At 58.4% G+C, this 13,167-nt stretch carries 9 protein-coding genes; 8 read left to right on the top strand and 1 reads right to left on the bottom strand.

The annotated features are described in order from the left end of the window. The first annotated feature begins 4 nt into the window (after positions 1–4). Complete coding sequence (locus RHM68_RS22860) at positions 5–658, top strand: response regulator transcription factor (protein WP_322219231.1); 654 nt, start codon at positions 5–7, stop codon at positions 656–658. Positions 659–722: 64 nt separating this feature from the next. Here the strand turns inward: RHM68_RS22860 and RHM68_RS22855 are convergent, their stop codons facing one another. Beyond that, a complete protein-coding gene (locus tag RHM68_RS22855; RefSeq protein WP_322219230.1) occupies positions 723–5,438 on the bottom strand; it encodes a dermonecrotic toxin domain-containing protein in 4,716 nt (1,571 codons plus the stop codon). A 346-nt stretch (positions 5,439–5,784) separates the two neighbouring features. Between RHM68_RS22855 and RHM68_RS22850 the strand changes: the two genes are divergently transcribed. From RHM68_RS22850 to RHM68_RS22820, 7 genes are all read left to right on the top strand, one after another. Then, entirely contained in the window at positions 5,785–6,909 is a 1,125-nt protein-coding gene (locus RHM68_RS22850) for an ABC transporter ATP-binding protein (RefSeq protein WP_322219229.1), read from the top strand. 44 nt (positions 6,910–6,953) lie between these two features. Further along, positions 6,954–7,997 carry an ABC transporter substrate-binding protein gene (locus RHM68_RS22845; RefSeq protein ID WP_322219228.1) on the top strand — a complete coding sequence of 348 codons (1,044 nt, stop codon included), beginning with the start codon at positions 6,954–6,956 and terminating at the stop codon, positions 7,995–7,997. 116 nt (positions 7,998–8,113) lie between these two features. Further along, positions 8,114–9,361, top strand: a complete 1,248-nt coding sequence (locus RHM68_RS22840) for an ABC transporter permease (RefSeq protein ID WP_322219227.1) — start codon at positions 8,114–8,116, stop codon at positions 9,359–9,361. Positions 9,362–9,372: 11 nt separating this feature from the next. Then, positions 9,373–10,197 (top strand): ABC transporter permease, encoded by an 825-nt coding sequence (locus tag RHM68_RS22835; RefSeq protein ID WP_322219226.1) that lies wholly within the window; start codon positions 9,373–9,375, stop codon positions 10,195–10,197. Positions 10,198–10,352: 155 nt separating this feature from the next. Next, entirely contained in the window at positions 10,353–11,501 is a 1,149-nt protein-coding gene (locus RHM68_RS22830; protein ID WP_322219225.1) for an iron-containing alcohol dehydrogenase, read from the top strand. Between the two features lie 115 nt (positions 11,502–11,616). Next, a complete protein-coding gene (gene rpe / locus RHM68_RS22825) occupies positions 11,617–12,291 on the top strand; it encodes a ribulose-phosphate 3-epimerase (protein ID WP_322219224.1) in 675 nt (224 codons plus the stop codon). After that, on the top strand, positions 12,288–13,106 hold the full coding sequence (locus tag RHM68_RS22820; RefSeq protein WP_322219223.1) for a phosphoglycolate phosphatase: 819 nt from the start codon (positions 12,288–12,290) through the stop codon (positions 13,104–13,106). The genes rpe and RHM68_RS22820 overlap by 4 nt, the downstream gene beginning before the upstream one ends. The last annotated feature ends 61 nt before the right edge of the window (positions 13,107–13,167 follow it).

Here is a 13,167-nt window from a genome sequence, read left to right as displayed (position 1 = left end):
GCGAATGATCTTGAATCTGGAGAAGTCTGTGATCCGTGTACTGGTAGCCGAAGACCACACCATCGTCCGTGAAGGCATCAAGCAGTTGATTGGCTTGGCCAAGGATCTGCTGGTGGTCGGCGAAGCGAGCAATGGCGAGCAGTTGCTCGAGACCTTGCGTCACGTGCCTTGCGAGGTGGTGTTGCTGGACATCTCGATGCCCGGCGTCAACGGTCTGGAGGCGATTCCACGGATTCGCGCGCTGAATAATCCGCCGGCAATTCTGGTGCTGTCGATGCACGACGAAGCGCAAATGGCAGCCCGTGCGTTAAAAGTCGGGGCCGCCGGGTATGCCACCAAGGACAGCGATCCGGCGCTGCTGTTGACGGCCATCCGCAAAGTTGCCGCGGGCGGGCGCTACATCGATCCGGACCTGGCTGACCGCATGGTTTTCGAAGTTGGCCTGACTGACTCCCGCCCCTTGCACTCCTTGCTGTCGGAACGTGAGTTCTCGGTGTTTGAACGCCTGGCCCAAGGCGCCAACGTTAACGACATTGCCCAGCAATTGGCCCTGAGTAGCAAAACCATCAGCACCCACAAAGCGCGGCTGATGCAGAAGCTCAACATCACCTCGCTGGCTGAACTGGTGAAGTACGCGATGGAGCACAAACTCCTTTAAAGCCTGCCCCCACCACCGGCGGGAGCAAGGCTCTGTCCATGGGGCTTTCGCCTTGCCTTAGCGGTCAGGTTGCCAGCGAAAGGAACCAGCGCTGCGCCAGTTCTTTACCGATAATCCCCCGATGTACATCGACAACGCTTTGCGCGGGCTGCGCCTTGGCCAGTATTGAGTAGTAGCTCTCTTTTCGTTGTGGCACGGTTTTCAGGTGCGCGACTGAATAATCCTGTTGCGGTGTGTCGGCCTTGGCGTAGTGAAAGTGGGCGTACCACAGCGGATGGCCTTGTCTGTCGTTGACGGCGTACTCCTGAATAAAGTCATTGCGCTCGCCACGCATCGCAACCCGCTCGCCAAGCCTGGCCACTTGTACATTCCGCTCCTGGAGTAAGTAGCTAAGATTGGAGTGAGTGGGCGGTAATTCCCGCGCTCGTTGAAGGCGCAGTTCCTGGCCTTTGCCATTCAGTGTGGTGGCCGCTGCGGTCAGTTCTTCCAGCAGGAGTCGGTCGGCAGGCAAACGCGAATCCTCGGGTTGCGCCTGTATCGCACGGTCGAGCTCAGAGGCAAAGTCGGTAAAGCGAACAGCTTCGTGCTGCAAGCTCTCCTGCACCTCTGCCGGGTAACGGGAGACTTTCGAATAGCGCTCCTCACGAACCAGTATTTGATCGAGTTCTGCCAGGTGTTTGCGCGCTTCACCTTTGACGATGTTAATTGCCCGTGTGCCCGGTACTGTCGGTGATAGTGGCGGGCTCTTAACGTCCCGGACCTCATCCCATAGCTCCCCATGGCGAGAATAGGTGACTAACAGGTCATCGTTTTGTTCGGACCGTAGTTCAACGACGTCAATCGGCAGGTGGGTGCCGGCCGGTTTCAGTTCACCAATCAACGTGCCCTGCTTGCGGGTTTTGATCACTTTCTTTTGCGGTTTTCCGGCAGACACCAGCGCGTGCTTGGGCGGTCGTTTCGCCGTTTGTGGCGTGGGCTTGACCTCGGCTGCCAGTTGCTGCGTGACATCCGCGTATAGCTCTTCGAGCAGTTTTTGCGTGCGGCTGAAATACTCCATCTCCAGGGCATCGGCATGAACAATCGCGATGCCTTGCATGGCATCCAGGACGTGGCCGTATTGTTCGCAGAGGCTTTCCAGAACCTCCAGTCGATCCGCGGGTGCAAGATCGAGCTTATTCAGTTCGCTGTGGGTCAGTACCTGAGCCTGGAGTGGCTCGAAAATGATAACCATTTCATGGGTCCCTGCGGCCGCAAAATCTTTGATGCTTGAGAACTTCAAACTGTGTAATTGCAGGTGCTTCACGGCTATTGCACTGACCTCGTCCGGTCGGCCCCGGGTCAGTTGATCAAATACTTCGGGGCCCGGATTGCCAAGATTAAACAGATCTAACAGGTAACGATCCTTGAGTTCCAGCGCGTGTATTTGTCGCTCATTGATGCTGGATATCTGTTTCATGAATAGGCCAAAACGGGTTTTTTGGGCAATGAGTGTGGGAATGAACGCACTACTTTTCCCCGAAAATTCGCTATTTGCCGCATAGAGTGCTTGTCGGTCCATATCGGCTATTACCACCGACTTGCGTGCGTTGTTGATGGTGTTTTGCATCAGGATCGCGACCTTCTGCGCCGTTAGCGGGATCTGCAGTTCGCTGCGCTCCTTGAGCGTATCCAGCACCTGTGTGTAGCCGTCGGTCTGCGCTCGCAGAGCGGCGTCGAAGGCCTTGCGCGTACTGGCGCGTATGGCGTCGCTGTATTTGGGCTCTCGCGCTGCGTTGTTCATGACCCACTCTGCGCCGTCGATTTTTTTTTGGACTTCCGCCTGCCCCATCAGCAGTTGTTCGTACTCATCCGTCAGGCGTTTTTTTCTGTCTGCCTTGCGCTGTCGTTCGGCAGCAATGCGTGAAGGTGGCACGCCTCCACGCAGGCGCAGCTTCAAGTCCAGAGACCAATTGCCGTTGCCATCCGATTGCACCGCAGGCCCCGGTTGATGCTCGGAGGAGGGGGACACGATGACTACGCTGCCGTCCAGCTCGATGTCGGCGCGATACCAGTGGGCATCAATTTGTACGTACCATTTGTTTTGGTACACATACAGACCTTTTCGAGGTCCGTTCGAGATGGGCGGTGGCAGTGGTTCGGGTTTACGAACCTGCAGGCGTGTCAGTCGGGTACGCTGACTTGGCGTCAGCACGATGCGCGGACTGGAAAAGCTGAAATCGAACACCGTGTTATTTGAGCCCAGTGCCTCGCTATCAAGCACCACCACACCTTCGCGCACCTTGGCAGGCGCGGGTACGGGCCATTGGCCGGTAGTGCGGTAGGGCGCAGGCGGTTGTAGTGCTCGCTGTTTGACGCTTTCGCTCAGGGGACGAGTCGTTCTTGTGGTCGGGTCGAACGGGTGTAACAACAGCATCCCTACGTTGAGCAACAGGTCTACCAGCGCCAGCTCTTGAGTGACCGTGTCTTGACTGCTCAGTGCCGGAATATCGTGGCTCAGGCTGCTCATGAGTGTCAGCAACCAACTGGTCATCATGGCTGGGCCGCGTAAATAGGGGACCAACAGCGCGTTGAACAAGAGCTCCGCCCCCGAGAGCCATATCGCCCACCGACTTTCGCTGGTGGACATCGACTCACGATCAGCCTGATTGATGAGCGCCTGGGCATAACTGCCGTACAGGGACTGCATCAGTCGGCCATTTGACAGTGACAGCAGCCTCTCGGCACTTATGCCTTCCGTCGCGAGGGTGGGTGGCTTCGGCGCGTCAAGCGGAGCGAACTCGCTGCCCGCGCCGAAGCGCAGGTAATGGGGCTCCTGAAACCCGCCGTTGTCGTAGATAGGCCTTGCACTGGCGGACAGCCACGTCAATACGCTGGACTGCAAATCTCCCGGTTGGGCAATAGCATCCATTAGCTGTTGCCGGGTGGTGAATTCTTGCAAGGGTTGGGCGTACAACTGGCGATAAAGGACGTGAGGCCCGATCTGACTGTTGTGCGCTTCGATGATAAACATGTTGGCGACTACATCAGGTGCCGCTCCGGGTTTGCGGACCAGGGCCAGCGGGCGAATCACCACTGCCTGACCCCCGACACTGCGCTCTTGCGCCGTATTGCTCATCAGCACGCGAACGTAGCGTGCGCCCTGTTCCGTAAACCCAAGCTCGTTCTTGAGCTTCAGTTCCAGAGCCATTAACGGTAATTGCGCCGCGGTTTGCTCCGCGAACGATTCCTCCCTCTCACGCACTTGTTGAGCGTCGCCGAGTAAATGGAGTTTGAGCATTTCAGGATAGGTTCTACCGATGTCCACCTGTTCTATCAGGCCTGCGCTTCCCTTGACGTATTCAGGGGTCAACCAGGCAGGCAATGGCAACGAATGACGGTGCTTGAGGGTCAGCAGACCTTGGGGCTGGCTGGCCAGGTTCTTGATCGCCAGATCCGTCAGACTCATGGGGATTTTTTCGATGATCCCAGCCCCTCCTGGGTATCCCGCGGCCACCGTAAAGGTCAGTTGTAGATCTTCAGGATGGAATTGCCTGGCTTTCGACTGTTCGGGTGTGACGTTGTCGAACTTGATTTCATCGAGTTTCAGTTGTGCCCACAGGGCGGCAGTGGTGTAGGTGTGGATGTCCGTAATACCGCTGAGGAACATGCGCCCACTGCGGCGCTTTTTGGCGCTCGCCAGAACCAGGCTGTATTGCCGATAGGCCATTCGGTCAGCGGCAGATGCCCGTTGTAACCATTCGGGCAGTTGGCTGAGTACCCTCGTCAATACTTGGGATGATGCCTGGACCGAGTCCAGAAAATAGTGCTCCGGGGCGGTGATCTCCCGGTGCAGCGCTCGCAATGTTTCGAGCCCCTGACTGGCGGGTAATTGGAGCGCTTGCAGGTTTTCCAGCTGCTGATTCAGTATGGCCGCCGCCTGGTTATCGAAGATGTTGCCGTCAGGTTCATAGCGACTGACAGTGACCTGCTCAACCACGTAGCGCTTGGCCACTCGTTGGCCCCAGCCCTGAGTAAAGGCGTCTACCGAGGCAAAGCGCTCGCAAGCGCCACTCGGTTTGCACAGCAACACCACGTTTCGCCCAGGGGTCGAGTGGACTAGCAGGAGTTCCGTCTGCAACAGGTGACGGGTCGGTACCGAGCTGTTGAATACGATCTCCGGACAAAACGCATGGACGGCACGTTCACCAAACAAGCGTTGCCGTTCCTCCTTATTCGGATAGCTAACGAGTTGGTCGACTGTCTCGCGCTCAAGGTCATCGAGCCCGTCCTGGTTGATGGCACCCGTTCTCAGGCAGTCCATCAGCACGTCGCTGATCCAGTGCCAGCGAGTGACGCCGGTATCGGTGTCACCTCCCCAGTAAGTGGCGAGGCTGTCTTGCAGGCTGATGGGCAAGCTCCAGCGCAACGCTTTGATCCACGTTTCGATCAGCATCATGTCTGGGGAGCGATTGATAGGGTCGGGCAGTTTGAGGCGTTTTGGGGTGACATCGCTGAGGAAGCACTGCCGCGAGTCACGATCCGAGAAGTCGGGTTCGGTGCCATTGGCCAAGTAGTCGAGCACGATCTCCATCAGCGGGCGTAGCGTCCATCCACCGCTGGTATCGGGCGTCGCCAGCTTGGTGCGGGAGAGGTCGATCTGCAATGTCGGGTATTTTTCGTAGAGGGCGTCGACAAGTGTTTGCTGGGCCACGCTATCCAGCGTGGGGCGTGAGGCGAATTGAGCGTTAACGGCTTGCGCTGGTAGAGAGAGCAGCGGCGTCGAGTCGGTAGTGGTGGTCATGAAATTCCTTTTTCTTTAACCCCGTAGTGGGATTGCTAGATGTATCGCCTTGTCCTTGTGCCTGGGTGGTAATTATTTATCGCCTCTGCCTCAAACGCTTCATACCCGCGCTATTCACTCGGTCGATCTATTTGCGACATGCCTGTGCCCAGCCTTTTGCCTTGTCTTGAGGCGTGCAGCGAAGCGCGTTTCGCTGTACCTATCCAATCCCGCCATGCTTGTAGGGCAATCCCTACCCCCAACCTTCCATCCGGCTGAGGCGATTCTCTCCTGCGCCCCGATTTGCGTGACGGCGAGCAGCCACTAGTCTTAGCCCACAGCAGTCATCAACAACAAAGGTGTGGGTATGAGCGAGGTCGATTCAAGCGCTGGGGCCAGTGACATTCTGGTCAGCTTTCGTGGTGTGCAAAAGAGCTACGACGGCGAGAACCTGATCGTCAAAGACCTCAACCTGGACATTCGCAAAGGCGAATTCCTCACCTTGCTCGGGCCTTCTGGCTCGGGCAAGACCACCAGTCTGATGATGCTCGCCGGTTTCGAAACCCCGACCGCCGGCGAAATCCTGCTGGCCGGTCGCTCCATCAATAATGTGCCCCCGCACAAGCGTGACATCGGCATGGTGTTTCAGAACTACGCCCTGTTTCCGCACATGACGGTGGCCGAGAACCTGGCGTTCCCGCTGACCGTGCGCGGTCTGAACAAGAGCGACGTCAGTGACCGGGTCAAGCGCGTGCTGAGCATGGTTCAGCTCGATGCCTTCGCCCAGCGCTACCCGGCGCAACTGTCCGGTGGTCAGCAGCAGCGTGTGGCACTCGCCCGTGCGCTGGTGTTCGAGCCGCAGTTAGTGCTGATGGACGAACCCCTCGGCGCGCTCGACAAGCAACTGCGCGAACACATGCAGATGGAGATCAAACACCTGCACCAGCGTCTCGGCGTAACCGTGGTCTATGTGACCCACGACCAGGGCGAAGCCCTGACCATGTCTGACCGTGTCGCGGTGTTCCATCAGGGTGAGATCCAGCAGATCGCGCCGCCGCGGACGCTCTATGAAGAACCAAAAAACACCTTCGTCGCCAACTTCATCGGTGAGAACAACCGTCTCAATGGCCGCTTGCACAGCCAGACCGGCGACCGTTGTATTGTCGAGCTTGGGCGCGGTGAAAAAGTTGAAGCCCTGGCGGTCAACGTCGGCAAGACCGGCGAGCCCGTCACGTTGTCGATTCGCCCGGAACGCGTGAGCCTTAATGGTTCGAGTGAGTCCTGCGTCAACCGCTTCTCAGGGAGGGTGGCGGAATTCATCTATCTGGGCGACCACGTCCGGGTTCGCCTGGAAGTCTGCGGCAAGACCGACTTCTTCGTGAAACAACCGATTGCCGAGCTAGACCCTGCGCTCGCCGTTGGCGACGTGGTTCCGCTTGGCTGGCAGGTCGAACACGTTCGCGCGCTCGACCCCCTTCTAGAGGCGAACTGATCGCCCCCTGCTTCAACCAACCCTGCACGTGGAGAGAACAATAAATGTTGAGATCCCTGAAATTCACCGCCCTGGTCATGGGCATGATGGGTGCGGCACACGCGATGGCGGCGGGTCCGGACCTGACCGTGGTGTCCTTTGGCGGGGCGAACAAGGCGGCGCAAGTCAAAGCCTTCTATGCACCGTGGGAAGCGGCAGGCAATGGCAAGATCGTGGCTGGCGAGTACAACGGCGAGATGGCCAAGGTCAAAGCCATGGTCGACACCAAGAGCGTTTCCTGGGACTTGGTAGAAGTTGAATCGCCAGAACTGTCCCGTGGTTGCGATGAAGACATGTTCGAGCAGCTTGATCCGAAGTTGTTCGGCAAGTCCGAAGATTACGTCAAAGGCGCTATCCAGCCATGCGGCGTGGGCTTCTTCGTGTGGTCGACGGTGTTGGCGTACAACGCCGACAAATTGGCTTCCGCACCGACCAGTTGGGCGGATTTCTGGGACACCAAGAAATTCCCTGGCAAGCGTGGCCTGCGTAAAGGCGCCAAGTACACCCTGGAATTCGCACTGATGGCTGACGGCGTTGCGCCGAAAGACGTTTACAAAGTACTGGCGGGTAAAGATGGCCAGGACCGCGCGTTCAAGAAACTTGACGAACTCAAGCCGAGTATCCAGTGGTGGGAAGCTGGCGCACAGCCGCCGCAATACCTCGCTTCCGGTGACGTGGTCATGAGCTCGGCCTACAACGGCCGCATCGCTGCGGTACAGAAAGAAAGCAATTTGAAAGTGGTATGGAACGGCGGCATCTACGACTTCGACGCCTGGGCAATCCCCAAAGGTCTGGATAAAGCCCGTGCCGAAGCGGCGAAGAAATTCATCGCTTACTCGGTCATGCCGCAGCAGCAGAAGACCTACTCGGAAAACATCGCCTACGGCCCGGCCAACACCCAAGCCGTACCGCTGCTGGCCAAGGATGTCTTGAAAGACATGCCGACCACTCCGGAAAACATCGCCAACCAAGTGCAGATCGACGTCAGCTTCTGGGCTGATAACGGCGAGCAACTGGAGCAGCGTTTCAACTCCTGGGCTGCGAAATAAGCAAACCCTGTGGTAGAGGGCTGATCGCTCCCAGCAGCACGTGGGAGCGATCAGTACCCAAAGTTCGAGGTGGCGTTTGCCACCTCTGTAACGATCAAAGATTTCCGGAGTACGCCATGGCTATCGCCATTCCCCTTAACGCGGGTAGCAGCCTCACCTTGAAGCAGCGGCTCAAGCGCGCCGAGCGGGTCAACCGCTGGAAGGCCCAGGCCTTGATCGCGCCACTGGTGCTGTTTTTGTTACTGGTGTTTCTGGTGCCGATCGTGGCGCTGCTCTGCAAAAGTGTCGGTAACCCGGAAGTGGTCGGCGGCATGCCGCGCACCGTAACGGCGATCGCCAGTTGGGACGGCCGCGGCCTACCGGCTGAACCGGTTTATAAAGCGGCCAGCGAAGACCTCGCTGATGCCCGCAAAAACCAGACTTTGGGCGATCTGTCCAAGCGCCTGAACATGGAATTGGCCGGCTACCGCAGCCTGTTGACTAAAACGGCCCGGGCCTTGCCGTTCGCCACCGAACCGGCCTCGTATAAAGAAGCGCTTGAAAGTCTCGATGAGCGCTGGGGCGATCCTGCCTACTGGCAAGCCGTGCGCCGTAACACCAGCAGCATTACGCCTTACTACTTGCTGGCGGCGGTCGATCACCGCATCGACGACCTCGGTGAAGTTGCCCCGGCAACGCCCGATCAGTCGATTTACCTCGACATCTTCGCTCGCACGTTCTGGATGGGCTTGGTCATTACCGTGATCTGCCTGTTTTTGGCGTATCCGCTGGCCTATTTGCTGGCGAATCTGCCAGCCCGCCAAAGCAACCTGTTGATGATCCTGGTGTTACTACCGTTCTGGACCTCGATTCTGGTACGGGTCGCAGCATGGATTGTGTTGTTGCAATCGGGTGGGCTGATCAACAGTGGTTTGATGGCGATGGGCATCATCGATAAACCACTGGAATTGGTGTTCAACCGCACCGGGGTTTACATCTCCATGGTTCACATCCTGCTGCCGTTCATGATCCTGCCGATTTACAGCGTGATGAAAGGCATCTCGCCGACCTACATGCGTGCGGCTATTTCTCTCGGCTGTCATCCGTTCGCCAGCTTTTGGCGGGTGTACTTCCCGCAGACCTATGCCGGTGTCGGCGCGGGTTGTCTGTTGGTGTTCATCCTCGCCATCGGCTACTACATCACCCCGGCTTTGCTGGGCAGCCCGAACGATCAGATGGTCAGCTACTTCGTCGCCTTCTACACCAACACCAGCATCAACTGGGGCATGGCGACCGCACTCGGTGGGCTGCTGCTGTTGGCGACCGTGGTGCTTTATCTGATTTACAGCTGGCTGGTGGGCGCCAGTCGCCTGCGCCTGAGCTAAGGGAGAACGAAATGCTGAGTCCTTATATGTCGCCCGTCGAGCGCGTTTGGTTTTACAGCTTGCGGATTCTCTGCGGCTTGATTTTGTTGTTCCTGATCCTGCCGGTGTTGGTGATCATTCCACTGTCGTTCAACTCTGGAAGTTTTCTGGTGTACCCGCTGCAAGGTTTTTCGTTGCACTGGTATCAGGATTTCTTTGCCTCGGCGGAGTGGATGCGGGCGTTGAGGAACAGCATCATCGTCGCCCCGGCGGCCACCGTGCTGGCGATGGTCTTCGGGACGCTGGCCGCGATCGGCCTGACGCGTGGTGATTTTCCCGGCAAGGCGCTGGTGATGGCCCTGGTGATTTCGCCGATGGTGGTGCCGGTGGTGATCATCGGTGTGGCCAGTTATCTGTTCTTCGCCCCGTTGGGCCTGGGTAACAGCTTCTTTTCATTGATCGTGGTGCATGCGGTGTTGGGCGTGCCGTTTGTGATCATCACGGTGTCTGCGACGTTGCAGGGGTTTAACCACAACCTGGTGCGCGCCGCCGCCAGCCTTGGCGCTTCGCCGCTGACGGCGTTCCGTCGGGTGACCTTGCCGCTGATTGCGCCTGGCGTGATCTCGGGCGCGTTGTTCGCCTTCGCGACCTCGTTTGATGAAGTGGTCGTGACGCTGTTCCTCGCCGGTCCCGAACAAGCGACGTTGCCGCGGCAGATGTTCAGCGGCATCCGCGAAAACCTCAGCCCGACCATCGCGGCGGCGGCGACGCTGCTGATCGCGTTCTCGGTAGTGCTGCTGTTGACGCTGGAGTGGTTGCGCGGGCGCGGCGAAAAACTGCGCACTGCCCAGGTTTGAAGCTGCACATCAATCACCGGTGGGCGCGAGCAAGCTCCCACCGGTGATTGTGTGTGGTGGTCGAGATCTCTGGTCATTCATTGGCTGAATAACAGACAAACCCCAATCCCCAGCTACTATTGTGCCCAGCTCCCTATCGATAAGAGGCTGCGCACATGAGTCTTTCCTCTTTCAAAATCGCTCACAAACTGATCACTGGCGTCGGCGCCATCGAGCAACTGGCGGCTGAGCTGACGCGTCTGGACATCGACAACCCTCTGATCGTCACCGACGCTGCCCTGGTTACCTCAGGTACGGTGGCTCTAGCGTTGGCGCACTTGGGCGAGCGTCCTTACGAAATTTTCGACCGTGTACTGCCTGATCCGGAAATTGCCATCGTCGAAGACTGCATGCAGGTTTATCGCGATGGCGGGCATGACGGGCTGATCGGCCTGGGCGGCGGCAGTGCTATCGACATCGCCAAAAGCGTGGCCGCTTACGCCGGTTACCATGGCGCGCTGGAGGATCTGTTTGGCGTCGATCAGGTGCCGCGCAAAGGCCCGCCGCTGATTGCCATCCCGACCACCGCTGGCACCGGTTCGGAAGTGACCAACGTGGCGATCCTTTCCGACAAAGTGGCGCAGATGAAGAAGGGCATCGTCAGCGACTATCTATTACCCGACGTTGCACTGATCAGCCCGCAAATGACCCTGACCTGCCCACGCAGTGTCACCGCCGCCAGTGGTGTCGATGCGCTGGTACACGCCATCGAATCGTATCTGTCGCTGAACGCCTCGCCGATCACCGATGCCCTGGCCATCGGCGCCATGAAACTGATCGCCAAGGCGCTGCCCAAGGCTTACGCCAACCCGTCCAACCTGCAAGCTCGCGAAGACATGGCCACTGCCAGCCTGATGGCCGGCATGGCGTTCGGCAATGCGGGGGTCGGTGCCGTGCATGCATTGGCGTATCCGCTGGGCGGGCGTTTCAACATTGCCCACGGCGTTAGCAACGCGTTGCTGCTGCCGTATGTCATGGCGTGGAACAAAATGGCCTGCGTGGAACGCATGCAGGATATTGCCGAGGCAATGGGGGTTAAAACCGCTCACTTGAGCGCCAACGATGCTGCGGATAAAGCCGTCGAGGCGATGGCCGCATTGTGCGCGGTGGTAGAAATCCCGCGAGGGCTGCACAGTTTTGGCGTGCCTGAGGACGCGATCCCGGCCATGGCCGTGGAAGCGGCGGGGATCGAGCGCTTGATGCGCAACAATCCACGTAAATTGAGCGCCGTCGATATCGAGAAGATCTACCGAGCGGCGTATTAGAGCTCGCCGTAGTGATTGATTGAGGTCCGGCCCAATCATCGCGGTCACAGTGCGCGTGTCAAAGCATGAGGTATACAATGCGCGCCATTGTGATCTTGCTCAGAAAAGGTGCGTCATGCAGCCCTTCGTAATTGCTCCGTCGATTCTCTCCGCCGACTTCGCCCGCCTGGGCGAAGAAGTGGACAACGTTCTGGCCGCTGGCGCCGACTTCGTCCACTTCGACGTCATGGACAATCACTACGTGCCCAACCTGACCATTGGCCCGATGGTCTGCGCGGCATTGCGCAAGTACGGCATCACCGCGCCTATTGATGCGCACCTGATGGTCAGCCCTGTAGACCGCATTATTGGTGACTTCATCGAGGCCGGCGCGACGTACATCACCTTCCACCCGGAAGCGACCCAGCACGTTGACCGTTCACTGCAACTGATCCGCGAGGGCGGGTGCAAGGCCGGACTGGTATTCAACCCGGCGACCCCTTTGAGCGTGCTCGAATACGTGATGGACAAGGTCGACATGATATTGCTGATGAGCGTCAACCCTGGCTTTGGCGGGCAGAAGTTCATTCCGGGAACCCTCGACAAACTTCGACAGGCTCGTGCCTTGATCGACGCCAGTGGGCGTGACATTCGCCTTGAAATCGACGGTGGGGTGAACGTGAACAACATCCGCGAAATCGCCGCCGCTGGCGCCGACACTTTTGTGGCTGGCTCGGCAATCTTCAATGCGCCGAACTATCAGGACGTGATCGAGAAGATGCGATCCGAATTGGCGCTGGCCCGCCCATGAGTGGTTTTGAGCAGTTGTTCCCGGGGCGACTGCCGCGGCTGGTGATGTTCGATCTGGATGGCACGCTGATCGATTCGGTTCCGGACCTCGCAGTGGCGGTGGATAACATGCTGCTCAAGCTCGGCCGAAAACCTGCTGGCATTGAGTCGGTACGTGAGTGGGTCGGCAACGGCGCACCGGTACTGGTTCGTCGAGCGCTGGCTGGCGGCATTGATCATTCGGCGGTCGATGACGGCGAGGCGGAAGCGGCGCTGGAGATGTTCATGGAGGCTTACAGCGAAAGCCATGAGCTGACAGTGGTTTATCCCGGCGTGCGTGACACCCTCAAATGGCTGCACAAGCAGGGGGTCGAGATGGCATTGATCACCAATAAACCTGAGCGCTTCGTTGCGCCGCTGCTGGATCAGATGAAAATCGGCCGCTACTTCAAGTGGATCATTGGTGGCGACACCCTGCCGCAGCAAAAGCCTGACCCCGCAGCACTGTTTTTCGTGATGAAAATGGCCAACATTCCAGCGTCACAATCGTTGTTTATTGGCGACTCACGGAGCGATGTACTAGCGGCGAAAGCGGCCGGGGTCAAGTGCGTGGCGCTTAGTTACGGCTATAACCATGGCCGGCCGATTGCCGAAGAGTTGCCGGCGCTGGTCATCGACGATCTGCGCAAGCTAATTCCCGGTTGCCTGGATCTGGCGGCTGAGATAACGTTGCCCGACGCTGTTCAACCCCCTTTTGGAAACGCCATCGTGGTGGTCACTCGCAAACTCTGGATGAAAGTCATCAAGGCCCTGGCCCGCTGGCGTTGGCGCGCCTGACTTGTTCCTGGCCGGCCCCCCGGCGCGTTTGCACACCTGACTGTTAGACCCTCAAGCCACG

This window comes from Pseudomonas sp. DC1.2 (assembly GCF_034351645.1).
Taxonomy (GTDB): domain Bacteria; phylum Pseudomonadota; class Gammaproteobacteria; order Pseudomonadales; family Pseudomonadaceae; genus Aquipseudomonas.
Note: the sequence above shows the minus strand (reverse complement) of the source record. Positions and strands in the feature narration are given on the sequence as shown.

Bases quoted from the DNA above. Each gene is read 5' to 3' on its own strand.
- RHM68_RS22860 (WP_322219231.1), top strand. From the start codon at position 5: ATGATCTTGAATCTGGAGAAGTCTGTGATCCGTGTACTGGTAGCCGAA.
- RHM68_RS22855 (WP_322219230.1), bottom strand. From the start codon at position 5,438: ATGACCACCACTACCGACTCGACGCCGCTGCTCTCTCTACCAGCGCAA.
- RHM68_RS22850 (WP_322219229.1), top strand. From the start codon at position 5,785: ATGAGCGAGGTCGATTCAAGCGCTGGGGCCAGTGACATTCTGGTCAGC.
- RHM68_RS22845 (WP_322219228.1), top strand. From the start codon at position 6,954: ATGTTGAGATCCCTGAAATTCACCGCCCTGGTCATGGGCATGATGGGT.
- RHM68_RS22840 (WP_322219227.1), top strand. From the start codon at position 8,114: ATGGCTATCGCCATTCCCCTTAACGCGGGTAGCAGCCTCACCTTGAAG.
- RHM68_RS22835 (WP_322219226.1), top strand. From the start codon at position 9,373: ATGCTGAGTCCTTATATGTCGCCCGTCGAGCGCGTTTGGTTTTACAGC.
- RHM68_RS22830 (WP_322219225.1), top strand. From the start codon at position 10,353: ATGAGTCTTTCCTCTTTCAAAATCGCTCACAAACTGATCACTGGCGTC.
- rpe (WP_322219224.1), top strand. From the start codon at position 11,617: ATGCAGCCCTTCGTAATTGCTCCGTCGATTCTCTCCGCCGACTTCGCC.
- RHM68_RS22820 (WP_322219223.1), top strand. From the start codon at position 12,288: ATGAGTGGTTTTGAGCAGTTGTTCCCGGGGCGACTGCCGCGGCTGGTG.